This is a genomic window from Pantoea sp. SGAir0430, assembly GCF_043549295.1.
Genome location: NZ_CP039427.1, coordinates 3722510 through 3747699, shown reverse-complemented (window position 1 = coordinate 3747699; position 25190 = coordinate 3722510). Strand labels below are relative to the sequence as shown.

Sequence of the window (25190 nt, the reverse complement as noted above, 5' to 3'; positions counted from 1 at the left end):
TCATGTTCAGCACCGTTCTGATTGCTAACCGTGGCGAAATCGCCTGTCGTGCCATCCGCACCCTGAAGCGCCTCGGCGTAACCAGCGTGGCGGTCTATTCGGATGCCGACCGCAATGCGCGTCACGTTACCGAAGCCGATGTGGCCATCGCCCTTGGCGGTGACAAAGCCAGCGACAGCTATCTGCGCATCGACAAAATTCTGGCCGCTGCGCAGCAAAGCGGCGCGCAGGCCATCTGGCCCGGCTACGGTTTTCTGTCGGAGAGCCTGCCGTTCGCCGCCGCCTGCGAAGAGGCCGGCATCGCGTTTGTCGGCCCGACCGCACAGCAGATCGGCGAATTTGGTCTCAAGCATCGCGCCCGTGAGCTGGCGGCCAGCGCTGGCGTGCCGATGACGCCGGGCACGCCGCTGCTCAGTTCGCTGCAGGACGCACTCAGCGCGGCGGAAGACATTGGCTATCCGGTGATGCTGAAAAGCACCGCCGGTGGCGGCGGCATCGGTCTGACCCGCTGCGCCGACGCCACGGCCCTGGAGAACGCGTGGGAGAGCGTGCGTCGCCTGGGGGAACAGTTTTTCAGCGATGCCGGCGTGTTTCTTGAACGCTGCATTGATCGTGCGCGCCACGTGGAAGTGCAGATTTTTGGCGACGGCAAGGGCAAGGTGATTGCGCTGGGCGAACGCGACTGTTCGCTGCAGCGCCGCAATCAGAAGGTGGTGGAAGAGACGCCGGCTCCTAATCTGCCGCAGGCCACGCGTGAAGCGCTGCTGGCTTCAGCGGTGCGGCTGGGCGAGCTGGTTAATTACCGCAGCGCCGGCACCGTGGAGTACATCTATGACGCCGCGCAGGACGCGTTTTATTTCCTCGAAGTGAACACCCGCCTGCAGGTGGAGCATCCGGTGACCGAGTGCGTCACCGGCCTTGACCTGGTGGAGTGCATGCTGCAGGTGGCGGCGGCCGATGCCATCGACTGGGATCGTCTGCAGCAGGCACCGCACGGCGCATCAATTGAGGTGCGGCTGTACGCCGAAGATCCGCTGAAAAACTTCCAGCCGAGCCCGGGCGTGTTAACCCACGTCAGCTTCCCGCCGGGGGTGCGCGTCGACGGCTGGATCGAGACCGGCAGCGAAGTGACGGCGTTTTACGATCCGATGGTAGCCAAACTGATCGTGCATGGCGAAACGCGCGACGCCGCGCTGGCGAAGCTGCAGCAGGCGCTTGACGCTACCCAACTGCACGGCATCGCCACCAATCTCGATTATCTGCGTCAGATCGTGGCGACCGACGCCTTCCGCAGCGGTAACGTCTGGACGCGCTTCCTTGACGGCTTTACGCCGGCGGCCAGCGTCATCGAAGTGCTGCAGCCGGGCACGTTCAGCAGCATTCAGGACTTTCCCGGCCGCCTGGGCTACTGGGACATCGGCGTGCCGCCGTCCGGCCCGATGGATGACTTCGCCTTCCGCCTGGCCAACCGTATCGTTGGCAACCACGCCAGCGCCGCCGGGCTGGAGTTCACCCTGCAGGGCCCGACGCTGCGTTTCCACAGCGATGCGCTGATCGCGCTGACCGGTGCCGACTGTCCGGCCGATCTCGACGGCAGCGCGGTCGACTACTGGCAGCCGGTGGCGGTGAAAGCGGGACAAACCCTGACGCTGGGCCGCGCGCAGAGCGGCTGCCGCACCTATTTAGCGGTGCGTAATGGTTTCGATGTGCCGGAGTATCTTGGCAGCCGCGCCACCTTCTCGCTGGGTCAGTTTGGCGGCCACGCCGGACGCACGCTGCGCGTCGCCGACATGCTGCCGATCTCTCAGCCGACGCTCGCCGCCTGCACCACGCCAGCCCCGGTCAGCGAACCTGAAGCGCTGGATCGCGCGCTGGTGCCGCACTACGGCAGCGAATGGCGCATTGGCGTGCTGTACGGCCCGCACGGCGCACCGGATTTCTTCACCCAGGCCGCCATCGATGAGTTCTTTGCCAGCGACTGGCAGGTGCATTACAACTCCAACCGGCTGGGCGTCCGTCTGGTCGGGCCTAAACCCAGCTGGACGCGCGCCAATGGCGGTGAAGCCGGGCTGCATCCGTCTAACGTACACGACTGCGAATACGCCATCGGCGCGGTGAACTTTACCGGTGACTTCCCGGTGATCCTGACGCACGACGGTCCGAGCCTTGGTGGCTTCGTCTGCCCGGTCACCATCGCCAAAGCCGAGCTGTGGAAAGTCGGCCAGGTCAAACCGGGCGATCGCATCCGCTTCCACCCGATCAGCGCCGACGAAGCGGTCGCGCTGGAGAAAGCCCAGGCGCACAGCGTAACCACGCTGCGCAGCCAGCACGCACCGGCCTTCGCGGTGCCTTCGCTGGCGGCGAGCGACATCGGTTCTGCCACCCTGTTAGCGGCGCTGCCGGCGACCGCCACCACGCCTGCGGCGGTCTACCGCCAGGCGGGCGACAAATATGTGCTGATTGAGTACGGCGATAACGTGCTGGATCTGGCGCTGCGCCTGCGCGTACACCTGCTGATGCAGGCGCTGCGCCAGCGCGCAGAGCCCGGTATCGAAGAGCTGTCGCCCGGCGTGCGCTCGCTGCAGGTGCGCTATGACAGCCTGGTGATCGGTCAGCAGCAGCTGATGACGCTGCTGCTGGAGCTGGAAGCCGGGCTGGGCGACGTCAGCGCGCTGAAAGTGCCGTCGCGCATCGTCTGGCTGCCGATGGCGTTTGAAGACAGCGCCACGCTCGGCGCGGTGGAGCGTTACAAAGAGACGGTTCGCGCCAGCGCGCCGTGGCTGCCGAATAACGTTGACTTCATTCAGCGCATCAATGGACTGCCGAGCCGCGAAGCGGTACGCGACACCCTGTTTGCCGCCAGCTATCTGATTCTCGGTCTCGGCGATGTCTATCTCGGCGCGCCGTGCGCGGTGCCGATCGATCCGCGCCATCGCCTGCTGAGTTCCAAATACAGCCCGGCGCGCACCTTTACTGCCGAAGGCACGGTGGGCATTGGCGGCATGTACATGTGCATCTACGGCATGGATTCACCGGGCGGCTATCAGCTGGTGGGGCGCACGCTGCCCATCTGGAATAAGTTCCTGCAAAACGATCAGTTTGCCGCCGGCGAACCCTGGCTGCTGCGCTTCTTTGACCAGGTGCGTTTCTATCCGGTGAGCGAAGCGGAACTGACGCAGCTGCGCGACGATTTCCGCGCCGGCCGCGCCCGCATTCGCATCGAGCAGAGCGAGTTTGATTTCGCGGCGCATCAGCAGTTCCTCGCCGACAACGCGCCGGAAATCAGTGCCTTCCGCAAACGTCAGGCCGCAGCGTTTGAGCAGGAAGTCACGCTGTGGGCGCAGGAAGAGCAGGAAGCGCCGCTCACCCGTGAAGAGACGCTGATGGTCGCCGACGCAGAGGACGATGCGCTGGCGGTGTGCGCTGACATGAACGGCAACATCTGGAAAGTGCTGGTTGCGCCGGGCGATACGGTGCAGGCCGGCCAGACGCTGATCATCGTGGAAGCGATGAAGATGGAGCTGGCGATTGTCGCGCCGCAGGCCGGCACGGTGAAACGCATTGCCTGCCAGGCGGGCCGTCCGGTGAGTCCGGGCGACACCCTGCTGTGGCTGGCTTAAGGAGCAGGTATGAACAGTAGCGCGCCCCGCAGCAAAGGCCGTCCCGAAGCGCTGGCCGAAAAGGTTTATCAGGCGCTGAAGCAGGACATCTTTGAATTCCGTCTGATGCCGGGTGACCGCTTCAGCGAAAACGAAATCGCCGAGCGGCTGGCGGTGAGCCGCACGCCGGTGCGTCAGGCACTGTTCTGGCTGGAGCGCGAAGGCTACGTCGAGGTGTGGTTTCGCAGCGGCTGGCAGGTGCGGCCGTTCGATTTCGCCTACTTCGAGGAGCTGTACGACTTCCGCACCGTGCTGGAACGCGAAGCGGTGCGCCGCCTGTGCGCGCTGCCGCCGCTGGCCTGCGCGGAAACCCTGACCGCGCTGAAAACCTTCTGGATCGACGATGCCCGGCTGGAAGATGGCAAAGCGGTATCAGCGCACGACGAAGCGTTTCACATGGCGCTGGTGGCCGCGGCGGGCAATCAGGAGATGGCGCGCATCCACGCCGAGCTGACAGAAAAAATCCGCATCATTCGCCGTCTCGACTTCACGCGGGATGACCGGGTCGATGCCACGTACCGCGAGCACGCTCAGATCTTACGGGCGATTTTTCAGCAACACACCGAGGAGGCACAGCGCATTTTAACCGACCACATTGCCGTCAGTAAGGCCGAGGTCAGGAAGATTACGTTGCATATGTTACAGCAGGCTCGGCTTCAACCCATTGAATAACAATAGATAACACAGTTAGGGGTTTAAATGATGAAACGACGTTCGTTGCTTAAAGCGTTCGCGCTCTCCGCTACCGTTGCCAGCATGGGCTTCGCCTTTACCGCACAGGCGGCAGACACCATCAAAGTCGGCATTATGCATTCGCTGTCCGGCACCATGGCGATTTCCGAAACGCCGCTGAAAGATGTGGCGCTGATGACCATCGATGAGATTAACGCCAAAGGCGGCGTGCTGGGCAAGAAGCTGGAACCGGTGGTGGTCGATCCGGCCTCTAACTGGCCGCTGTTCGCCGAAAAAGCGCGCCAGCTGCTGACTCAGGACAAAGTGGCGGTGGTGTTTGGCTGCTGGACGTCGGTCTCGCGCAAATCGGTGCTGCCGGTGTTTGAAGAGCTGAACGGCCTGCTGTTCTATCCGGTGCAGTACGAAGGCGAAGAGATGTCGCCGAACGTGTTCTACACCGGCGCCGCGCCGAACCAGCAGGCGATCCCGGCGGTGCAATATCTGATGAGCGAAGATGGCGGCAGCGCCAAACGCTTCTTCCTGCTCGGCACCGACTATGTCTATCCGCGCACCACCAACAAGATTCTGCGCGCCTTCCTGCATAGCAAAGGCGTGCAGGATAAGGATATCGAAGAGGTGTACACGCCGTTTGGTTACAGCGATTACCAGACCATCGTGTCCAATATCAAGAAATTCTCCGCCGGTGGCAAAACCGCGGTGATCTCCACCATCAACGGTGATTCCAACGTACCGTTCTACAAAGAGCTGGCGAACCAGGGCATTAAAGCAACCGACATTCCGGTGATCGCCTTCTCGGTGGGGGAAGAAGAGCTGCGCGGCATCGACACCAAACCGCTGGTCGGTCAGTTGGCGGCGTGGAACTACTTTGAGTCGGTGGATAACCCGACTAACGCGAAGTTCGTGGCCGACTACCGTGCTTACGCCAAAGCGCACAACCTGCCGAACGCCAGCACCGTAGTGACCAACGATCCGATGGAAGCCACCTACGTTGGCCTGCACATGTGGGCACAGGCGGTAGAGAAAGCCGGCACCACCGATGTGGACAAAGTGCGCGCCGCGATGGCCGGACAGACGTTCAAAGCACCGGACGGATTTACGCTGACCATGGACAAAACCAACCACCATCTGCACAAGCCGGTGATGATTGGTGAAGTGGAGGAGAACGGCCAGTTCAACGTGGTGTGGCAGACCGAACAGCCGGTGCGCGCCCAGCCGTGGAGCCCGTACATCGCCGGGAATGATACGAAGCCGGACTACCCGGTGAAGTCGGCGCAGTAAGGGGAGGCTGATGGTCCTCGCCCTCTGGCCCGCTGGCCCTCACCCTAACCCTCTCCCGCTGGCGGGAGAGGGAACCGATCGAGCCAGCACGCCGCTACCGAACTCACCTGTAGCAGCGTCTCCCTCTCCCTGTGGGAGAGGGCCGGGGTGAGGGCCATGCACCGCACTCATCCGTTTTTCTCCCTCTCCCTCCGGGAGAGGGCCGGGGTGAGGGCCAGACAACGCCTTAACCCCGGTGAGGGCCATACCGCACCCAACGTAACCATAACAGGATGATCACCATGACACTCCGCCGTATTCTCAGCTGCCTGCTGTTACTGCTGCCGTGGCTGGCGCAGGCCGGTGATGGCGCTGACTTCGCCGCTGCCAGCCGCACGCAGCAGGCGACATTGCTGCAGCAGTGGGCTGCGGCACCGCAGGCCAGCCGCTTGCCGCTGCTGCAGGCGCTGCGCAATGAAAGCGTGGTTATCGACCAGAACAAGCAGCCGTTCAGCAAACAGGCTGACCAGCTTCTGCCGCTCGACAGCGCCCGGCAGCCGGACGGCGAAACCAAAAAACTCTTCATGAACAACCGGCTGCGCGTGCTGATTGCCAGCGCCCTCGCCGCCCACCAGTTGGTGAGTGACGATGCGGCGACTCGCCTGCGCGCAGCGCAGCAGTTACAAAACGATGCCGCGCCTGACCAGCTGCCGCTGATTGAACAGCGCCTCGCCGCCGAACAGGACAGCAAAGTACGCACGGTGCTGGCGATGGCCGCCGCGAATCTGCAGCTCGCCAGCCCGGACGCCGCGCTGCGCCTGAAAGCGGTCACGCTGCTGGGTGAATCGGGCGATCCGGCGATGCAGGCCAGCCTGACGCGCTTAACCCAGGCCAGCAACGAACCCGATGCGCAGGTGCGCGCCGCTGCGGCCGCCAGCCTGCAGCACATCAGGCAGCGCCTGATGTGGGGCGATTGGCTCGGCCAGGCGTTTACCGGTCTGTCGCTCGGATCCATTCTGCTGCTGGCCGCGCTCGGCCTGGCAATCACCTACGGCCTGCTGGGGGTGATCAACATGGCGCACGGCGAGATGCTGATGCTCGGCGCCTACGCCACCTGGCTGGTGCAGAATCTGTTCCAGCAGTTTGCGCCGCAGTGGCTGGCGTGGTACCCGCTGCTGGCGTTGCCGGTGGCCTTCGCCGTTACCGCCGTAATGGGCATGCTGCTGGAACGCACCATCATCCGCCACTTATACGGTCGTCCGCTGGAGACGCTGCTCGCCACCTGGGGCATCAGCCTGATGCTGATTCAGCTGGTGCGCATGCTGTTTGGCGCGCAGAACCTCGAAGTGGCCAACCCGGGCTGGCTGTCCGGCGGCTGGCAGCTGCTGCCGAATCTGGTGCTGCCGTATAACCGTATCGCGGTAATCCTGTTTGTCGTCGCGGTGCTGGCGCTCACCTGGCTGCTGCTGAATAAAACCCGGCTGGGGCTGAATGTGCGGGCGGTCACGCAGAACCGCGCCATGGCCGACTGCTGCGGCGTGCCGACCGGGCGCATCGATATGCTGGCGTTTGGCCTCGGTTCCGGCATTGCCGGACTCGGCGGCGTCGCGCTGTCGCAGCTGGGCAACGTCGGGCCGGAACTGGGTCAGGGTTACATCATCGACTCGTTCCTCGTGGTGGTGCTCGGCGGCGTCGGTCAGCTGGCCGGCACCGTAGTGGCGGCTTTTGGTCTCGGCATCCTCAACAAAGTGCTGGAGCCGCAGATTGGCGCGGTGCTCGGCAAAATCCTGATCCTCGTGCTGATTGTGCTGTTCATCCAGAAACGTCCACAAGGTCTGTTTGCCGTTAAAGGGAGGGTGATTGACTGATGAGCCAGCCACTGACCTTACGCGCGGTGCGCAAAGCGCCGCGCCTCAGCCTGATTCTCGGCGTCATCGTGACCGCGCTGCTGCTGGTGCTGCCGTTCTGCGCCCTGCTGCCCGCCAGCCATCCGCTGGCGATCTCCACCTATACGCTGACGCTGGTGGGCAAAATCCTCTGCTATGCGATTGTCGCGGTGGCGCTGGATCTGGTGTGGGGCTACGCCGGGCTGCTGTCGCTCGGCCACGGACTGTTTTTTGCCCTCGGCGGCTATGCTATGGGCATGTACCTGATGCGCCAGGCTGCAGGCAGCGGTTTGCCGGCGTTTATGTCGTTTCTGTCGTGGAATGAGCTGCCGTGGTTCTGGGCCGGTAGCCAGCACTTTCTCTGGGCGCTGTGCCTGATTGTACTGGTGCCGGGCCTGCTGGCGCTGCTGTTTGGCTTCTTCGCCTTTCGCTCCAGAATCAAAGGCGTCTACTTTTCCATCATGACGCAGGCGCTGACTTACGCCGGCATGCTGCTGTTTTTCCGCAACGAAACCGGCTTTGGTGGCAACAACGGCTTTACCGGTTTTACTACCCTGCTTGGTTTCAGCGTCACCGCTACCGGCACGCGTATCGCACTGTTTATCGCGACCGTGCTATTGCTGCTGTTCAGCCTGGCGCTGGGCTTTGCCCTGGCGCGCAGTAAGTTTGGTCGCGTGCTGACGGCGGTGCGCGATGCGGAAAACCGCCTTATGTTCGTCGGTTACGATCCGAAGGGCTTCAAGCTATTCGTCTGGACGCTCTCCGCCGTGCTGTGCGGGCTGGCCGGTGCGCTGTACGTGCCGCAGGTCGGCATCATCAACCCGAGTGAAATGTCGCCGACCAACTCGATCGAAGCGGCGATTTGGGTGGCGCTCGGCGGACGCGGCACGCTGATTGGCCCGCTGCTGGGTGCGGCCATCGTCAACGGTGCCAAAAGCTGGTTCACCGTCGCTTTCCCGGAATACTGGCTGTTTTTCCTGGGCCTGATGTTCATCCTGGTCACGCTGTTCCTGCCGCGTGGCGTAATTGGCCTGCTGCGCCGGAGGCGTCATGACTGAGCAACTGTTTACCCAACCGCACCCGGCGGATCGCCATCGTCAGCAAACCGATCCGGTGCTGCTGCTGGAGAACATCAACGTCTCGTTTGACGGCTTCCGCGCGCTGACCGATCTGTCATTGCAGATCGGCGTCGGCGAACTGCGCTGCGTGATCGGCCCGAACGGCGCGGGAAAAACCACGCTGATGGACGTGATCACCGGCAAAACCCGGCCGGACAGCGGCCAGGTGATCTACGACCAGGATACCGATCTGCGCCAGCTGTCGCCGGTCGAAATCGCCCGCGCCGGCATTGGCCGCAAGTTTCAGAAACCCACGGTGTTTGAAGCGCTGACGGTGTTTGAAAACCTCGAAATCGCGCTAAAAAACGATAAATCGGTGTGGGCCAGCCTGCGCGCCCGGCTTAGCGGCGAGCAGCGCGATCGCATCGACGAGGTGCTGAAACTGCTGCGGCTCGGCGGCGAACGCCAGCGGCAGGCGGGTCTGCTGTCGCACGGGCAGAAGCAGTTTCTCGAAATCGGCATGCTGCTGGTGCAGGAGCCGCACCTGCTGCTGCTGGACGAACCGGCAGCCGGCATGACCGATGCCGAAACCGACTACACCGCCGAACTGTTCCGCAGCCTGGCGGGCAAGCACTCACTGATGGTGGTGGAACATGACATGGGCTTTGTGGAAACCATTGCCGACCACGTGACGGTACTGCATCAGGGCCAGGTACTGGCTGAGGGATCGCTGCGCGAGGTACAGGCGGACGATCGGGTTATCGACGTATATCTGGGGCGCTGAGATGTTACAGGTAGCAGAACTGCATCAATATTACGGCGGCAGCCATATCCTGCGCGGTCTGTCGTTTGAGGCTCGCCCGGGCGAGATCACCTGCCTGCTGGGGCGCAACGGCGTGGGCAAAACCACGCTGCTGAAGTGTCTGATGGGGCTGATTCCGGTCAAATCCGGCGAGGTTCGCTGGCAGAACCAGCTGATTAACACGCGCAAGCCCCACCAGCGCGTGCAGGCCGGTATTGCTTATGTGCCGCAGGGGCGCGAAATTTTTCCGCGTCTGACGGTGGAAGAGAACCTGCTGATGGGGCTGGCGCGCTTCTCCGGCGCCCAGGCCAGCCGGGTACCGGAGGAGATCTACCAGCTGTTTCCGGTGCTGCGCGAGATGAAAACGCGGCGCGGCGGCGATCTGTCAGGCGGCCAGCAGCAGCAGCTGGCGATCGGCCGGGCGCTGGCCTGCCAGCCGCAGCTGTTGATCCTCGATGAGCCGACCGAAGGGATCCAGCCGTCGGTGATCAAAGAGATCGGTGCGGTGATCCGCCAGCTGGCACAGCGCGGTGACATGGCGATCCTGCTGGTCGAGCAGTTTTACGATTTCGCCGCCGAACTGGCCGACAGCTATCTGGTGATGTCGCGCGGCGAAATTGTGCAGCGTGGCGCAGGGGCGAATATGGAGAGCGAGGGCGTGCGCGGGCTGGTGGCAATTTAGCCGTGCGGCGGGCGGGCAGGCAGAAGACAGGTTGTTAATCTGCAAGAAAAAACTTATGTTTACCCTCCACCCGGCCATTCCGGCCGCAGCGAAGGTTGAGCGAACTGTTACTGATGGAAACCCGCCGCGACGAACGAATCAATAAGCTGGCGCAGGCGCTGAAACACAGCGACACCCTGCACTTAAAACAGGCTGCGCAACTGCTGGGCGTGTCAGAAATGACCATCCGCCGCGATTTAACCGGCGCGACGCAGGGCGTGGTGCTGCTGGGTGGCTATGTGATGCGCGACCCGCGGCAGAACGTGGCGCACTATTTTGTCAGCGACCAGCAAAACCTCAACGTCAGCAAGAAACGTCTGCTGGCACAGCGGGCTGCCGCGCTGGTACAGGCCAACGACACGGTGTTTTTCGACTGCGGCACCACATTGCCGCTGGTGATCGAAGCGATTGATAACGATCTGCCCTTCACCGCCATCTGCAGCGCGATCAACACCTTTCTGGCATTAAAAGAGAAGCCGCGCTGTCGGGTGATTCTGTGCGGTGGCGAATTCCACGCCGATAACGCCGTGTTTACCCCGCTCGAGCAGGTCACAGTGCTGGATGCGCTCTGCCCCAATAAAGCCTTTATTTCTGCCGCCGGCATGGACGCCGCGCAGGGTGCCACCTGTTATAACCTTAACGAACTGCCCATCAAGCATCTGGCGCTGCAGCGGGCGCAGACCAAAATCGTGGTCGGCGACAGCAGCAAGTACGGCAAGGTACTGCCGGCGCGCATTGGCGACTTCTCGCTGTTTGATATGCTGGTCAGCGACAGCCCGCCTCCGCCCGCGCTGCTCGCCGTGCTGCAGGCGGCCAGGCTCACCCTGCACTGCGGCTAGCATTATTCCGCCGCTGCGGAAGATTGCGCGCAATGCGGCTGTGATTGCCGGGTGAAAACGGCTAAACTTCAGCATCTGACGTTCCACCCATTACAGACCAAGAGGCTCATCACAACGTGGCTCAATTCGTCTATAGCATGCATCGCGTCGGCAAAGTGGTTCCGCCGAAGCGTCACATTCTGAAGAATATCTCCCTTAGCTTTTTCCCTGGCGCCAAAATTGGCGTACTCGGCCTGAACGGCGCGGGTAAATCGACCCTGCTGCGCATCATGGCCGGCATTGATAAAGATATCGAAGGGGAAGCTCGCCCGCAGCCGGGCATCAAAGTCGGCTATCTGCCGCAGGAACCTCAGCTGAACCCGGAACACACCGTGCGTGAGTCGGTGGAAGAAGCCGTCGCGGAAGTGGTTGGCGCGCTGAAGCGTCTCGACGAAGTGTACGCGCTGTACGCCGATCCGGATGCCGACTTCGACAAGCTGGCCGCTGAGCAGGGTCGTCTGGAAGAAGTGATCCAGGCACACGACGGGCACAACCTGGAAACCCAGCTGAACCGCGCCGCCGATGCCATGCGTCTGCCGGAGTGGGATGCCAAAATCGCGAACCTGTCCGGTGGTGAACGCCGCCGCGTCGCGCTGTGCCGTCTGCTGCTGGAAAAGCCAGACATGCTGCTGCTCGACGAACCGACCAACCACCTGGATGCCGAATCCGTCGCATGGCTGGAGCGCTTCCTGCACGACTTCGAAGGCACCGTGGTGGCCATCACCCACGACCGTTACTTCCTCGATAACGTTGCCGGCTGGATTCTGGAGCTGGACCGTGGCGAAGGCATTCCATGGGAAGGCAACTACTCCTCATGGCTGGAGCAGAAAGATCAGCGTCTGGCGCAGGAGGCTTCTCAGGAAGCGGCACGTCGCAAATCGATCGAGAAAGAGCTGGAGTGGGTGCGCCAGGGCGCGAAAGGCCGTCAGTCTAAGGGCAAAGCCCGTCTGGCGCGCTTTGAAGAGCTCAACAACACCGATTATCAGAAACGTAACGAGACCAACGAACTGTTCATTCCACCTGGCGCGCGCCTCGGCGACAAAGTGCTGGAAGTGAAGAATCTGAGCAAAGCGTATGGCGATCGCGTGCTGATTGACGATCTGTCGTTCTCGCTGCCGAAAGGCGCCATCGTCGGCATCATCGGTCCTAACGGCGCCGGTAAATCGACGCTGTTCCGCATGATGTCAGGTCAGGAGCAGCCGGATTCCGGCAGCATCGAGCTGGGCGAAACCGTGAAGCTGGCGTCGGTCGATCAGTTCCGCGATGCGATGGATAATTCAAAAACCGTGTGGGAAGAAGTTTCTGGCGGTCAGGACATTATGCGCATCGGCAACACCGAAATGCCAAGCCGCGCTTATGTCGGTCGCTTTAACTTTAAGGGTACCGATCAGGGCAAACGCGTCGGCGAACTGTCCGGCGGTGAGCGTGGTCGTCTGCACCTGGCGAAACTGCTGCAGGTGGGCGGCAACCTGCTGCTGCTCGACGAACCAACCAACGACCTGGACATCGAAACCCTGCGCGCACTGGAAAACGCCCTGCTGGAGTTCCCGGGCTGCGCGATGGTGATCTCGCACGACCGCTGGTTCCTCGACCGCATCGCCACCCACATCATCGACTATCAGGATGAAGGTAAGGTGGAGTTCTTCGAAGGTAACTTTACCGAGTACGAAGAGTACAAGAAACGCACCCTCGGCGCCGAAGCGCTGGAGCCGAAGCGTATCAAGTACAAGCGCATGGCGAAGTAATCGCTGTGATAACAGAAAGGCGCCGCGGCGCCTTTTTTGTTGTGCTGCGCTAGCTGCCCAGCATCTGCTTCACCAGCTCGACGCAGCGCAGGAAGCGTGTGTCGTAGTCATCCTCTTTGACGTGCACATATTCAATGTGATTTTCACGCAGCATGGTGACCAGCATCGACTGGAACTCGCGGCGATCCATTGAACTGCCGAGACTGCGCAGGCCGTCGGCCACCCACGGCACATTATTTTCCAGCAGAATCACCAGGTCAAAGCGGTACTCATCGATCAGCGCCTGCACGAACGGGTGCTCGCGCCCTTCATACTTAAGGCAGAACGCCTGGGTAGTGATGAAGTCGGTATCGATAAACGCCACCTTGTTGGCGTATTTGACGGCGAAATCGATGTATTGCGCCTGGCCGAGCGCGATTTTGTCGTAGTCGGAGTATTGCAGCGCCATCTCGTCGCCGCCGAGGTGCGAGAAGACATAATCGCGGCCATACTCCCACGCGCTGGTGGTGTTGAAGATGTTGGCCAGCTTGTTGACCAGCGTCGATTTGCCGCTCGATTCACCGCCGAGCACCGCCACGGTGCGCACGAAGAACGGCTTCACTTCAGTCGGGATGTACTCCCAGTAGCGGAACGGATCCTGACGAATCTGGCTGCCGCTGATGTTCATAAACGATCGATGCGGATCGATCACCACCGCCGGAATACCCAGATGCTGCTGATACATCGGCGCATCCGGTTCTTCGCTGGTATACACGCAGTCGGGCTCAATGCCCTGCTCCGCGAGGAAGGTTTTCACACCGGCGCTCCACACATCCCAGCCGTGCGGATAGGGCTCGATGCCCTCTTCGTTGAACGAATGGATGCGGATATTTTTCTGGTACTTGAAGGTCTGCAGCAGCCAGCGCAGACGATCGCTGATGGTGGGCTGCTGCGACATGGCGCTGTTCTCAAACAGCTGGCGATCGCGCGGATCGTCATGGCCCATGATGATGTGCAGCTCATCGACCTGGCTACAGGCGCGCTGGATCAGGTAGATGTGGCCGGTGTGCAGCGGATAGAACTTCCCGAACACCACGCCCACGGTTTTGTCGCGACGCGGGAATTCCAGCCCGAGAAAACGGTGCAGCGCTTCCAGCTTCTGCGCGCTCGGGCTTTTGATTTTGGCATTCAGCAACTGGCTCAGATAGCCTTTGGTCATCCCGCTGGCATCAGCCACCTGCTGTAATGTATGTCCCTGCTGGCGAATCGCGGTTTTCAGATAGTCAAACGATGACATGTGGTGCCTCCTGCATGGAATTAGAGGGATGGTGCGCGCGGGCCCTCACCCCGGCCCTCTCCCGCCAGCGGGAGAGGGGGAAAATCCTGAACAGAGCGATAAATGGCAGATCAACGCCGTACTTCCCGCCTCTCCGATCGGTTCCCTCTCCCGCAAGCGGGAGAGGGTTAGGGTGAGGGAAAAGGTGGAGCCACAAGCCAAACCTCCCCCAACAACCCGCCTTACAGCTCGTCCAGAATCGCCAGCGCATCCGCCAGCTTCTTCGCGCTATACACCTTCATACCGTCAATGGCCTTCTTCGGCGCATTCCCTGCCGGCACAATGGCGCGCTTAAAGCCGTGCTTGGCCGCCTCGGAAATGCGCTCCTGGCCGCTCGGTACCGGACGAATCTCCCCGGCCAGCCCGACTTCGCCAAAAATCACCAGATCCTGCGGCAGCGGGCGATCGCGCAGGCTCGACACCATCGCCAGCAGCAGCGCCAGGTCTGCACTGGTCTCGGTGACTTTGACGCCGCCGACCACGTTCACAAATACATCCTGATCGGCCATCTGCAGACCGCCGTGACGGTGCAGCACCGCCAGCAGAATCGCCAGACGGTTCTGCTCCAGTCCAACCGCCACGCGGCGCGGGTTGCCCATCATCGAATGGTCCACCAGCGCCTGAATCTCAACCAGCAGCGGGCGCGTGCCCTCCCAGACCACCATCACCGAACTGCCGGAGGTGATCTCATCGCCGCGTGACAAAAAGATAGCAGACGGGTTACTGACTTCGCGCATGCCCTGCTCGGTCATGGCAAAGACGCCCAGCTCATTCACCGCACCAAAGCGGTTTTTGTGGCTGCGCAGCGTGCGGAAGCGCGAATCGGCATCGCCGTCCAGCAGCACCGAACAGTCGATACAGTGCTCCAGCACCTTCGGACCAGCCAGCGAGCCATCTTTGGTGACGTGACCGACCATGATGATCGCCACGCCGCGCGTCTTGGCGAAGCGCGTCAGGTAAGCGGCGGTTTCCCGCACCTGCGCCACGCTGCCCGGCGATGACTGAATCTCCGCCATGTGCATCACCTGGATCGAGTCGATCACCATCAGCTTCGGCTGCTCCTGCTCGGCGATCAGGCAGATCTGCTCAATGCTGGTTTCCGACAGCATATTAAGGTTTTCCGTCGGCAATCCCAGACGATGGGCGCGCATCGCTACCTGTTGCAGCGACTCTTCGCCGGTGACGTACAGGGTTTTCATACCTTCCGCCAGCTTACACATCACCTGCAACAGCAGCGTTGATTTACCGGCGCCAGGGTTACCGCCAATCAGTATCGCGCTGCCCGGCACCACGCCGCCGCCCAGCACGCGGTCAAACTCTTTAAAACTGGTCGAGAAACGCGGCAGCGCTTCCAGACTGATTTCCGACAGCTTCTGCACCCGGCTGGTGCCGGCGCTACCGGCATAGCCGCTCAGGCGCTCATTGCGCGCGGCCGCAGGCGAGGCGGCAATGCGCACCTCGGTAATGGTATTCCAGGCGTGACAGGCGCTGCATTGCCCCTGCCAGCGCGGATAGTCAGCGCCGCATTCGTTACAGACGAAGGCGCGTTTTGCCGCTTTGGCCAAATCAAATCCTCAGTTAACGCTCTTCGTGAATCAGGCTGCCGGTGAGAATGCAGAACACTCCCATCAGGTCAGCATGGCGGATAATCACTTCCGTCTGCTCATTCACTTTGGGTTTAGCATGATAGGCGATACCCAGCGCCGCGGTTTTAATCATTGGCAGATCGTTAGCACCATCGCCTATCGCCACGGTTTGTTCCGGTGCGATGTCAAAGCGCTGGGCCAGACTGTTCAGGGTATCGGCTTTAAATTGCGCGTCGACGATTTGCCCCAGCACTTCGCCGGTCAGCTTACCGTCACGCATTTCCAGTTCGTTGGCCACCGCAGCGGCCAGATGCAGCGTCTGCCGCAGGTGATCGGCGTAGAAGGTGAACCCGCCCGAGGCAATCGCCACCTGCCAGCCCAGCGCCTGCAACTTGTGCACCAGCGTGGTCAGGCCCGGCATCAGCGGCAGCGTGTCGCGCACCTGCTTTAGGATGTTGGCGTCAGCGCCGGCCAGCTTCGCCACGCGCTCACGCAGGCTGGCTTTAAAATCCAGCTCGCCGCGCATCGCGCGTTCCGTCACTTCCGCCACCTGCTCGCCACAGCCCGCCAGTTTGGCGATCTCATCGATGCACTCGATCTGGATGGCGGTGGAATCCATGTCCATTACCAGCAGCCCTGGCGTTTTCAGATGGGGAATTTTGCCAAGCGGCGCCACATCAAAGCCAGCCTCATGCGCCAGCTTGCTGGCACGCGGTGTCAGCGAGCCCGCCAGCCGGATTACCTGATACTCATCGACATTCCACGCGCTGACGATCACCATCGCCGCGCCCAGCTGATGCTGATAATCGGTCAGTTTTTGTTTATCGAGCCCGCGCCCATACAGTAACCAGCCAGTCCGACCGGCACGGTAATCCAGCGGCATCACTTCATCACCGCTCAGGGAAAGGGGTAAACCCGGCCAAAGAGAGACATCGGCGGGCAGATCGCACCAGGTAAGACGATTTGGCATTACAGCTCCTGTAGGGACAACAAAACCACGCAAGAGGCTACCTTGTCTGCGCGGGTTCTGGCAACATAATTGCCAGCCTTTCTGCTGTTACGTCACACGGGTTTCTGATGGTCAAAACCGCACTGAAATTTCGCCTGCATCGCACGGTGATCGTTCTTATCTCGCTGGCGCTGTTAGTGGTGCTGATGCAGGGCGCGTCATGGTTTAGTCTTGGCCATCAGATGGCCCGTTCCGAACAGGTCGAGGAGCTGGCGCACACGCTGACGCGCCAGGTGGCGTTCAGCCTGAAACCGCTGATGGATAACAGCGACGATAACCGCACGCAGATTGAAGCCATCCTGAATCAGATGACGGATAGCAGCCGTGTGCTGGACGCTTCGGTCTATGCCGACGACGGCAGCCTGGTGGCCCACAGTGGCGAGAGTATTAATGTGCGCGACCGCCTGGCGCTCGACGGTAAACGTGCCGGTAGCTATTTCAATCATCAGATTGTCCAGCCGCTGGAAGGGAAAGAGGGTCCGCAGGGTTTTCTGCGTATCACGCTGGATACGCATGTGCTGGTGACGGAATCGCGTCAGGTGGATAACACCACCAATATTCTGCGCCTGATGATGCTGCTGGCGCTGGCGATCGGCATTATCCTGACCCGTACCCTACTGCGCGACCGCCGCACCCGCTGGCAGCAATCACCGTTCCTGCTGACGGCCAGCAGAACGGTGAAAGAGGATAAAGAGGAAGAGACGGCGGCGGAGAGTGTGGAGACGGAGAGGAAAGAGGGTTGAGTTCATTGGGGCAGTGCGGTCTGATCGCTTGCTGCAACGAGTTTTAACACCGGTCGGGCGATGACAGTCAGGATAGAGGCGGCTGCATGATCCTGACGGCGGGCGGCTAAAGAGAAAAGCCGGGAGGATCACGGGGATCGCTTCCGGCTTCTTTAACTATATTTCTTTTTCTAAATAGCTATCGACTGCTTTTTCCATTCTATCCAAAACATCTGTAATTGGATTAAGGTAGTCGTTATACATTTCTGCATAACGACGGACAAAGCCTCTTAAGACATTGCTCTTTATTTCATTATTAATAACTTCCACTTTTAAATGTTCAAGATCATTAATAAAAGCCCGCAAATCTTCTTTGCGCTCATTTTTTATAACAGATTCAATATTATCAATTGCTTTATCTATTTCAGATAAAAGTGATTTTTTATACAAGCGTAATGTTTCTTATGTGGAAAGATAACTTTTCACTACTTCTTCAGCATCAGACATTTGATAAAGAAGAGGATTATCATAATTATTATATATTTCTAAATATTCTTTTACTGAGTTGTGAATTTCATTGCAAGTCAAAATATCCATTTCAACATCTTGGATAGTTTTCTTATATTTATCAACGATATTATTGAGATCAGCTTTATGAAAAGCCACTTTTTCTTTTTCCAGATTCGAAAGAGTTCCACTTAATATATTTAACTTTTCGGTTTTTGTTTTCATGAAATTAGCCTAAATTGATTTAATCTCCCTAATATTCAATATCCAACTCTGATGCCATCCTCGGGGAAGAATGATTTAGTCTGCTCCGTCAGAGATTATTGAACCAGACTTGATTTCGCGGTGCAACCTCCCCTAACTGTAGAACGGTGCTTTTTTTAGCGGAGTTAATCTTCTGATGTGTCTCATTTTTTGCGGACAGTTTTTCCTGCGTTCTGCCGCCCGATTACACGATGAGCTCGACGCGCACCTCTTCCTTGATAACTAGTTTAAAATCAGCAACATAGAAAATCATGGGCCATAAAAATGCATTAAAGTATCAAGATCGTCCTGATCTTTTTTAGTTAATGTATTTTTATCCATGCTGTCATATTTATGTCTAATTCCTTTCATTGGAATAGAGCTATTGTTGGTTTTTACTAAATCCATTAATTCATCAATATCAGACTGATTTTTTAAAGTCCTTTTCAGCAGTTCCAACAGCATTAATTCTGCATCTTTTTTATCTAGTGTATACATTCTATTAATCCGGTAGCATTGTAATTGAGTCAAAATGGATAACTTGTCCATCTGCATGTGACTGTAAAGCAACACCTTTATCATATTCGGGGTATGCAGAGGCAAAGGGTTCTAATCTGGTTGGATGAATATTACCATCCCATTTTGGACAAAAGATGCAGGCTTACCATTTTTGATATAACTGTAAAGTATCGAAAGTATCACGCATGCGGGCATCACTCCATGCCGGGGCAATCTGGAAACCATCTCTGGCAACACTATCGGGTAATAGGGGAAATTCCGGCGCCGTCATACTTTTTAGCGAGGGTAATCTGCTGATGCTAATGCATTTTACGGACAGTTTTTCCCGCATTCAGCCGCCCGTTAACACGCTGCCCCCGACGCGTACTTTAGCCCCGCTTACGCTGCCTCCCCCGCTTTAACCGCTAACCACAGTCACCACGGAGGAGTTGATTATGGCTGAGTACGTTCTAAGTCAGTACGGGGAATATTCAAAATGCAGTGGCGTATTATCGTTGACTGGCACCCCATGGTGATATGCCGCAGATGAAAATTGCGGGTAAATGGTTGGCTGAAGAGGGATTTGAGATGGGCACCAGCGTCAGTTTTAAGTTGCTGGACGGCTGTCTGCTGTCGATCCCCGACAGTTGCGAAGAGAGCCGGCTGCGCCAGGAGCAGGTGCGGCTTTAGCAGCAGCGGCGGAAGATTGAGCTGGCCCGGCAGCAGGCGTTGGCGTTGCTGGCTCAGGCTGGCAGCTAAAATAAAAACCGGAAGGATCTTCTTGATCACTTCCGGCTATATATAGATATATTAACTTGTTACTTGATAAAGTTCTTTTCGCAACTGATCTAACCGTGCATTTTCCTTTTTTAAAGGATTTCCGTTACTGTGCAAAACCAAATCATTAAAAGAGCCCATGCCACCATAGGCCGTTCTTAAATTATAAATACCCTCATGATAATCATCATCCAGTTGCCTTAGACACTTATCAAAATATCTAGCCCAAGATACTTCACCATTATCCAGTAGTATTTTTATTATTTCTTTTGTTACTCTTTTAATTTCATTTTTCATAGCATCGGCCATTTTCCTATCACTGTTCCCACGTTCCAGGGTTCTAATATCACTATTTGCTCTGTCCCACCAAGATAGAAGCCATTCTGATAGCCAACCTCGCCCACATCAACTTTAGTTCCAGCGGGTATTTTTATTTCATATACGCTATCAAGTGGGGAAGCAGAGCCATTAGGCCATTTTGGCAATACTGCTTTATCCACTCGAGTCTGAATAATACTTTGTGGTATATCTAAACTAAAGAAGCGACCAAATGCATTTGTTGACACACCCGACCGATAAAAATATTCATCCTCAGAAAGGATTATTTCTCTATATTTTCCACCGGAAAAAGTTTCAGCCAACTCTTTATCTAAAGGTCCGGGTTTTATTGCTGAGTACCTGCCTGTCTCTTTTCCAAGAGAGTATTTACTCAACCCCCACGGATCCATCCACCCCAGCGCATTCGGCGCATACTGGTACAGGTTCAGCCCACCCGCCAGTCCTATCTGGTCATAGGGAGGACTCTAACATCGTCATACCTTTTAGTGGGATTAACATGCTGCTTTTATTATCTTTTCATGGGGGCCTTTCCCACTTTCAGCAGGCTGTCAACACGATGAACATGGACGCGTGCTTTTGCCCTGCCCACGCGACCGCCCAGCCATGACCTTCCCTATCTGTACTCCTAAATACTACCAGCCACGCTTTGAACGGCAACCCGTGCACGGCAGCTTGCTGTTCGCCGGGCACGGCCGGCACAGAGCCCACTGGTGATGCCACTACCACTTGGATTTACCGGGGGTAGCGGCTGCATGTGGCGAAGTTCGGGGTCAGTAAGAAGTTAACCATGCAGGTTGAACAGGGCTGTCTGATCCTGACGGCAGGCAGCTAAAATAAAAAGCCGGAAGGATCTTTAGGATCGCTTCCGGCTTTTTCTCAGCAATAGTGGAAATATATATCACTTATTAAATCGCCATCTGCCTGTTCGACAGTGACTGCTTTAACTTTATTAAAGTCGGCTAAAATCCCTTTTACTGGAACATCATCTCTGGATATATATTCATAGAAAGGTTCTCTTTCATTCTCAGGTACATATTTATTTATCAAATAAATAAGATTTTCTCTTAACTCTTTATCTGTCATAGCATTTACTCTGGAAGAATACTGACTTTATCAAAGAAAACAGAATAGCCTTTTTCTGTCGGCAATAATTGTAATGCACCACCTCTACCATATTCTGGATATGCGCTAGTGAAAAGCTCATACCCGGGCCCTTTATCGCCGTTGGCAAGTGGAACCTTAACTTGTGGAACGCCATTCTTGTAAAGCTGTAGCGTATCAAACTCTCCCAATAATCGGGCATCACTCCACGAATCAGGATTACCTTTTTCATAGAAAATTTGATAAGCATCTCTGGCCTCACTACCAGTTTTATATTTTGTATAACCAAAATAGCTTAATGGTGCCGACTTATTTTCTATCGTTTGTTTAGCAAATTTACTGTTCATATAACGATATGCAGTTGAAGGCATCGTCGCACTTGGTCCATCAGGCCCGACATAAAAATCAGGTTTACACTTATTCAGCCCCAGCGGATCTATCCAGCTGAACGCATTCGGCGCATAAGCATACAGGTTTATCCCACCCGCCAGCCCTATCGGGTCCTGCTGCGTAAACCGCGCACTGTCCGGATCGTAGTAACGAAACAGATTGTAGTGCAGTCCGGTTTCACGGTCCAGGTACTGGCCCTGCATACGCAGGTTCTGGTCGTAGCCGGGCAGTTGCTGATGAGTTTCGCGCAGCAGTTTGCCCCATGCGTTATTGATGCCTTCCCAGCTGATGCGGCCTTCGCTGTCTGTCAGGCGTTCCGGCATACCGTTAGCGGCATTGTGGAACCAGAAAATCTCCGCGCCCTCATTGCCGTCAATACGCGCCAGCGGTTCATAGCTGTTTGCGTCGCTGTATACGTAGGTCAGTGGCACTTCGTCGTGTATTTCCTGCAGCAGACGAAAACCGTCCCAGACGAAGCGGGTGAGGGTCGCTGCTCCGGCCGGCTTGCCGTGCAGCAAACGCTGCACGCGCTTGTTGATGCGGCGCCCGAGCGGATCGTAGCGGAAATTCACCTGCACCTGAGGCTTGTTGCGATCGCGCGGTTCGCTGACAACTTCGATCAGGCGATGCTCGTCATCATAGCGGTAGCGCCAGCGCGTCTGACCGTCATCCTTTTCACTGGTGCGACCGTGCACGTCGTAGCGCCAGCGGATGCCGTTCAGCTGCGTAACACGGTTATGCGTTACCGCTGCTGCCGCGCTGCGGTCCAGCGGATTACCCGCGCCATCCCAGCGCCACGTATCATTACCAGGCTGAGCACCTTCCTGCGCCAGCAGGCGGCCCGCGCTGTCGTAGTGCCAGAGCGTCTGGCTGAAAGGATTGTCGTCGCGCTGTTCGCGGATCAGGTTGTTGCCGTAATCGAAATCACGCCGGCGTGACCAGCGGCGCGGTGCCGGGCGCTGTGCCTCACCGTCGAACACATCGCGACGCACCAGCCGACCCAGCCGATCATAATCGCTGCGCGTGGTCAGTCCGCCCTGACTGCGGCTCAGCTCGCGGTGCAGCGTATCACGCGTAAATTCGCTGACCGGCAGGTTATCCAGCGCGATGCTCAGCAGATGGCCGCTGCCGTAATACAACTGTTTCAGCTGGCGGCCATCCGGCAGCGTCAGCGCAGTGCAGTTGCCCAGCGCGTCGTACTGCCACGCCAGACTGCCCTGATCGCCCTGCTCCGCAATCACGCGACCAGCTTTGTCATACGCGAAGGTAATCGCCTGCTCGGCTTCACGGCTCCACTGGTTTTCCCCCAGTGGCAGATGCTGCGCCACGCTTGCCAGCTGGCCCGCCTCGGTATAGTCATAGCGCGTCTGGCCTTCCGGGGTGATGCGCGCCATGAGTTGCCCTGCCGGGCTGAAGGCAAAGCGGTGCGTAATCGCCTGCGGGTGACCGGCGGCGAAAGTGCGGGCAACTGCGCGTCCGGCGGCATCGTAGTCGTAGCGAGTTGCCACACCGTCCAGCCCGATCTGCGCCAGCAGCAGCGAATCTGCGCCCCATTCGAAGTGGTAGCTTTCACCGTTTTGATTTTGCAGCGAGATTAAACGTCCACGGCTGTCCCAGCGGCGCTGCACCTCTTCGCCCTGCGCGTTTCGCGAGAGAGTCAGTCTGCCGGCCTGGTCGTAAGCGAATTCGCTGCGTTTACCGTCTGCCGAGGCATACGCCACTGGCAGACCACGTTCGCTCCACTCCAGACGTTCTTCCCAGCCTTCAGCACGTTCCATCTGCCGGGGCCGCCCGGCGGCATCATAGTAGTATCGCGTTTCTTCGCCATCGGCTGCTGTAACACAACTAATCCAGCCCAGCGGATGATAACGGTAACGCGTAGTCTGGCCGGAGCAGTCCGTCTCGCGAATGACCTGCCCGGCATCGTTATATTCACGGCGATAGCGATTGCCCGCCGCATCAATCTCTTCAGTGATCAGCCCAAACTCATCGCGCAGATAACGCGTGCTGTGCCCGAGCGCATCGACCACCCGTTCCAGTCCGTGATGGATATCGTAGTAATAACGGATGGCAGCGCCGCCAGGCTGGGTGATGACGCTGGGCAGGGCACGATGCGTTAACCACTCTGTGGTCTGCGCATTGCCATCAGCATCCTGCTCTTCAATGCGGTTACCGAGCTCGTCGTAGGTAAAGTTCACCGCATGGCCGAGCGGGTCAATACGGCGCGTCAGCAGTTCATTGTCATCCCACTCGTAGCGCCATTGCTCGCCGCGCTCGTCGATGTAGCAGGTAATCAATCCCTGTGCATTCCAGTGATGCTCGCGCTGCTGACCATCGTAGGTAGAAACGCGGGTAATGCCCGCCGTGAGATCGTACTGCATACGGCAGCCATCGCCGCTGCTGGTGCGACTTTCTATCACCCGCCAGTGATCAAACAGCTGCCAGCAATACTCGCTCTCCAGCCCGCCCGGCAGGCGGTGCCACACCATCAGGCCATCCACGTTATAACGGAAACGGCGCGTTTCAATGCCTGCCGCATCGGTGACGCTGGCAAGCTGGCCATTATCATCAAAGCTCCAGTGCATCAGCGGCCAGTGCTGTTCACCGTCAAAGTGACTGGCAGCGGTAACGCGTTGCGGATGGCGTTCGTCGTTGTAGTGCAGCGTCACGTCAATCGCCAGCGGTTCATCATGGATGCGCACCAGCCGGCTCTGCTCATCCCAGCCCATCTCCAGCGCGTTGCCGTACTCGTCGCTCAGCGAGGCGAGACGCAAGAGCTGCGGGTTTCTGGCGGTGGGTTTGTACAAGCGCCAGACCGCGCCGTCATCGTCAGCGATTGCCACGTCACCGTGCGCATTGCGTCGCACCATCAGTCCTTCGCTGATGCTGTAAAGCACCTCTTTTTCACCGGGCAAGGCAAAACGCAGTTCGCGGCCGTTGTCATCAAACCAGGTGGCCTGATTGCCTTCCAGCGTCAGATAGCTGTCGAACACCGTCGACCAGCCACGGCCAAACAGGCCGACGCGCTGCGTCAGACTGTTATAGCTGCGCTGCCAGCGCAGGGGAAAACGTCCCGGCAGCGAGAAATCACGCTCGGCATCATCATTCAGCACTTTCACGCCGGTAGCGGCATGTACCGGGTGTAGCGCGGAAAATATCGCGTTGATAGACATATCGGCCAGCATGCCGCCGCCCGCCATTGCCAGCGCACACGGCATATTTTTCAGGATCTGACCAGGGCGACCGCGGATCAGCGACAGGCCGATCATCGCCAGCGCCAGTCCCGGCTGTTTGCCGCTTTTGATATCCCGCACCGTTAGCGTTTCACCGCCAATGATGACGTTGGCTGAAACATCATCGCTGATGGTCGCGCCACAGGTGGTGCGATCTTTAGCACGTGCCGCCGGCTGGCCGTTGATGAATACGCTTTTAGATCCTTCGGCGAGATACTGTGGCCCGCTGTGTTTCTCGCACGCAACTTTATCCTGTTCCAGCGGCGAGGTACCTGCGGCAGCGGAGGCAATCGTCGGCTGCCACATCGCCCCGGCGAACTGGTCGGCAACCGCCAGCAGTTTGCCGGCATAGTCGGCAAAAAATCCGGCCGACTGCGCTTCCGGTGGCGGCGTATCGCCTGCCGTCAGTTCACCTGCCGCGCGAGCCGCCGCTAAGCCATTGATGATCACATTATCCGAACCGCTGGCAATGACACCCGCAGGCGACGGCGGGAACAGCATGTCGCCAATGCCATCCGCAGCCGCGCTGATGTCGTCCGTGATACCTGCCACATTCGCCACCGCACCCGCGATGATACCGCTCAGCAGACAGCTACTGCCTACCGCCGCCAGTGCACCCACGCCAACCAGCGGAGCGGCTACGGTAGCCACACCGGCAACAATCGCGCCCATCGCGGCGTAGACCGCACCTTCAGCGACGATACTGGTGATATCGGCGAAAATACTGGAATGAATGATGTCATCGCCCTGGCGGGCCGCGTGCTTATCCAT

The 25190-nt window shown here is 58.4% G+C and carries 20 protein-coding genes and 1 pseudogene; 11 read left to right on the top strand and 10 right to left on the bottom strand.

All coding sequences use genetic code 11. The annotated features are described in order from the left end of the window. The first annotated feature begins 2 nt into the window (after positions 1-2). The 9 genes from uca (at position 3) to ettA (ending at position 12699) form a co-directional block, all read left to right on the top strand. On the top strand, positions 3-3620 hold the full coding sequence (uca, locus tag E7738_RS17595; protein WP_262257180.1) for an urea carboxylase: 3618 nt from the start codon (positions 3-5) through the stop codon (positions 3618-3620). Between the two features lie 9 nt (positions 3621-3629). Continuing rightward, positions 3630-4331, top strand: a complete 702-nt coding sequence (locus E7738_RS17590; protein WP_021506818.1) for a GntR family transcriptional regulator — start codon at positions 3630-3632, stop codon at positions 4329-4331. 30 nt (positions 4332-4361) lie between these two features. Then, a complete protein-coding gene (gene urtA / locus E7738_RS17585; protein WP_262257971.1) occupies positions 4362-5630 on the top strand; it encodes an urea ABC transporter substrate-binding protein in 1269 nt (422 codons plus the stop codon). Between the two features lie 281 nt (positions 5631-5911). Beyond that, positions 5912-7477: an urea ABC transporter permease subunit UrtB gene (gene urtB, locus E7738_RS17580; protein ID WP_262257179.1), complete on the top strand. Its 1566-nt coding sequence runs from the start codon at positions 5912-5914 to the stop codon at positions 7475-7477. After that, a complete protein-coding gene (urtC, locus tag E7738_RS17575) occupies positions 7477-8553 on the top strand; it encodes an urea ABC transporter permease subunit UrtC (RefSeq protein ID WP_058781599.1) in 1077 nt (358 codons plus the stop codon). The genes urtB and urtC overlap by 1 nt, the downstream gene beginning before the upstream one ends. Then, entirely contained in the window at positions 8546-9337 is a 792-nt protein-coding gene (urtD, locus tag E7738_RS17570; RefSeq protein WP_058771510.1) for an urea ABC transporter ATP-binding protein UrtD, read from the top strand. The genes urtC and urtD overlap by 8 nt, the downstream gene beginning before the upstream one ends. Before the next feature lies 1 nt (position 9338). Beyond that, positions 9339-10037: an urea ABC transporter ATP-binding subunit UrtE gene (gene urtE, locus E7738_RS17565; protein ID WP_058776207.1), complete on the top strand. Its 699-nt coding sequence runs from the start codon at positions 9339-9341 to the stop codon at positions 10035-10037. A gap of 113 nt (positions 10038-10150) precedes the next feature. Further along, a complete protein-coding gene (gene deoR, locus E7738_RS17560) occupies positions 10151-10915 on the top strand; it encodes a DNA-binding transcriptional repressor DeoR (RefSeq protein ID WP_040679620.1) in 765 nt (254 codons plus the stop codon). Between the two features lie 116 nt (positions 10916-11031). Then, positions 11032-12699 carry an energy-dependent translational throttle protein EttA gene (gene ettA, locus E7738_RS17555; protein WP_071813584.1) on the top strand — a complete coding sequence of 556 codons (1668 nt, stop codon included), beginning with the start codon at positions 11032-11034 and terminating at the stop codon, positions 12697-12699. A gap of 49 nt (positions 12700-12748) precedes the next feature. On the opposite strand, the gene nadR is transcribed toward ettA, so the two are convergent. The 3 genes from nadR to serB all read right to left on the bottom strand — a co-directional run bounded on the left by nadR (position 12749) and on the right by serB (position 16570). Next, complete coding sequence (gene nadR, locus E7738_RS17550) at positions 12749-13975, bottom strand: multifunctional transcriptional regulator/nicotinamide-nucleotide adenylyltransferase/ribosylnicotinamide kinase NadR (RefSeq protein ID WP_010618490.1); 1227 nt, start codon at positions 13973-13975, stop codon at positions 12749-12751. Positions 13976-14196: 221 nt separating this feature from the next. Next, on the bottom strand, positions 14197-15579 hold the full coding sequence (gene radA, locus E7738_RS17545) for a DNA repair protein RadA (protein WP_021506810.1): 1383 nt from the start codon (positions 15577-15579) through the stop codon (positions 14197-14199). 13 nt (positions 15580-15592) lie between these two features. Further along, entirely contained in the window at positions 15593-16570 is a 978-nt protein-coding gene (gene serB / locus E7738_RS17540) for a phosphoserine phosphatase (protein WP_021506809.1), read from the bottom strand. 107 nt (positions 16571-16677) lie between these two features. Here serB and E7738_RS17535 point away from each other — a divergent pair, with 107 nt between their 5' ends. Then, positions 16678-17352: a YtjB family periplasmic protein gene (locus E7738_RS17535; RefSeq protein WP_215481513.1), complete on the top strand. Its 675-nt coding sequence runs from the start codon at positions 16678-16680 to the stop codon at positions 17350-17352. Positions 17353-17508: 156 nt separating this feature from the next. Here the strand turns inward: E7738_RS17535 and E7738_RS17530 are convergent, their stop codons facing one another. The 3 genes from E7738_RS17530 to E7738_RS17520 form a co-directional block, all read right to left on the bottom strand. After that, a complete protein-coding gene (locus E7738_RS17530) occupies positions 17509-17781 on the bottom strand; it encodes a hypothetical protein (protein WP_394515886.1) in 273 nt (90 codons plus the stop codon). A 12-nt stretch (positions 17782-17793) separates the two neighbouring features. Further along, positions 17794-18063: a hypothetical protein gene (locus E7738_RS17525; protein WP_394515885.1), complete on the bottom strand. Its 270-nt coding sequence runs from the start codon at positions 18061-18063 to the stop codon at positions 17794-17796. 288 nt (positions 18064-18351) lie between these two features. Next, positions 18352-18579, bottom strand: a complete 228-nt coding sequence (locus E7738_RS17520) for a hypothetical protein (RefSeq protein WP_394515884.1) — start codon at positions 18577-18579, stop codon at positions 18352-18354. A gap of 496 nt (positions 18580-19075) precedes the next feature. Between E7738_RS17520 and E7738_RS17515 the strand changes: the two are divergent. Next, positions 19076-19269, top strand: a pseudogene (locus E7738_RS17515) (growth inhibitor PemK). A gap of 120 nt (positions 19270-19389) precedes the next feature. Here E7738_RS17515 and E7738_RS17510 read toward each other — a convergent pair. The 4 genes from E7738_RS17510 to E7738_RS17495 form a co-directional block, all read right to left on the bottom strand. Next, positions 19390-19665 (bottom strand): DUF6966 domain-containing protein, encoded by a 276-nt coding sequence (locus E7738_RS17510; RefSeq protein ID WP_394515883.1) that lies wholly within the window; start codon positions 19663-19665, stop codon positions 19390-19392. Further along, positions 19650-20069, bottom strand: a complete 420-nt coding sequence (locus E7738_RS17505; protein ID WP_394515882.1) for a hypothetical protein — start codon at positions 20067-20069, stop codon at positions 19650-19652. The genes E7738_RS17510 and E7738_RS17505 overlap by 16 nt, the downstream gene beginning before the upstream one ends. A gap of 502 nt (positions 20070-20571) precedes the next feature. Then, positions 20572-20778 carry a hypothetical protein gene (locus E7738_RS17500; protein WP_238561540.1) on the bottom strand — a complete coding sequence of 69 codons (207 nt, stop codon included), beginning with the start codon at positions 20776-20778 and terminating at the stop codon, positions 20572-20574. A 5-nt stretch (positions 20779-20783) separates the two neighbouring features. Further along, positions 20784-25190 (bottom strand): RHS repeat-associated core domain-containing protein, encoded by a 4407-nt coding sequence (locus E7738_RS17495; protein WP_394515881.1) that lies wholly within the window; start codon positions 25188-25190, stop codon positions 20784-20786.

Excerpts from the sequence above, each read along its gene's own strand:
- uca (WP_262257180.1), top strand. The coding sequence starts at position 3 with ATGTTCAGCACCGTTCTGATTGCTAACCGTGGCGAAATCGCCTGTCGT.
- E7738_RS17590 (WP_021506818.1), top strand. The coding sequence starts at position 3,630 with ATGAACAGTAGCGCGCCCCGCAGCAAAGGCCGTCCCGAAGCGCTGGCC.
- urtA (WP_262257971.1), top strand. The coding sequence starts at position 4,362 with ATGAAACGACGTTCGTTGCTTAAAGCGTTCGCGCTCTCCGCTACCGTT.
- urtB (WP_262257179.1), top strand. The coding sequence starts at position 5,912 with ATGACACTCCGCCGTATTCTCAGCTGCCTGCTGTTACTGCTGCCGTGG.
- urtC (WP_058781599.1), top strand. The coding sequence starts at position 7,477 with ATGAGCCAGCCACTGACCTTACGCGCGGTGCGCAAAGCGCCGCGCCTC.
- urtD (WP_058771510.1), top strand. The coding sequence starts at position 8,546 with ATGACTGAGCAACTGTTTACCCAACCGCACCCGGCGGATCGCCATCGT.
- urtE (WP_058776207.1), top strand. The coding sequence starts at position 9,339 with ATGTTACAGGTAGCAGAACTGCATCAATATTACGGCGGCAGCCATATC.
- deoR (WP_040679620.1), top strand. The coding sequence starts at position 10,151 with ATGGAAACCCGCCGCGACGAACGAATCAATAAGCTGGCGCAGGCGCTG.
- nadR (WP_010618490.1), bottom strand. The coding sequence starts at position 13,975 with ATGTCATCGTTTGACTATCTGAAAACCGCGATTCGCCAGCAGGGACAT.
- serB (WP_021506809.1), bottom strand. The coding sequence starts at position 16,570 with ATGCCAAATCGTCTTACCTGGTGCGATCTGCCCGCCGATGTCTCTCTT.
- E7738_RS17535 (WP_215481513.1), top strand. The coding sequence starts at position 16,678 with ATGGTCAAAACCGCACTGAAATTTCGCCTGCATCGCACGGTGATCGTT.
- E7738_RS17525 (WP_394515885.1), bottom strand. The coding sequence starts at position 18,063 with ATGAAAACAAAAACCGAAAAGTTAAATATATTAAGTGGAACTCTTTCG.
- E7738_RS17520 (WP_394515884.1), bottom strand. The coding sequence starts at position 18,579 with ATGTATACACTAGATAAAAAAGATGCAGAATTAATGCTGTTGGAACTG.
- E7738_RS17510 (WP_394515883.1), bottom strand. The coding sequence starts at position 19,665 with ATGGCCGATGCTATGAAAAATGAAATTAAAAGAGTAACAAAAGAAATA.
- E7738_RS17500 (WP_238561540.1), bottom strand. The coding sequence starts at position 20,778 with ATGACAGATAAAGAGTTAAGAGAAAATCTTATTTATTTGATAAATAAA.
- E7738_RS17495 (WP_394515881.1), bottom strand. The coding sequence starts at position 25,190 with ATGGATAAGCACGCGGCCCGCCAGGGCGATGACATCATTCATTCCAGT.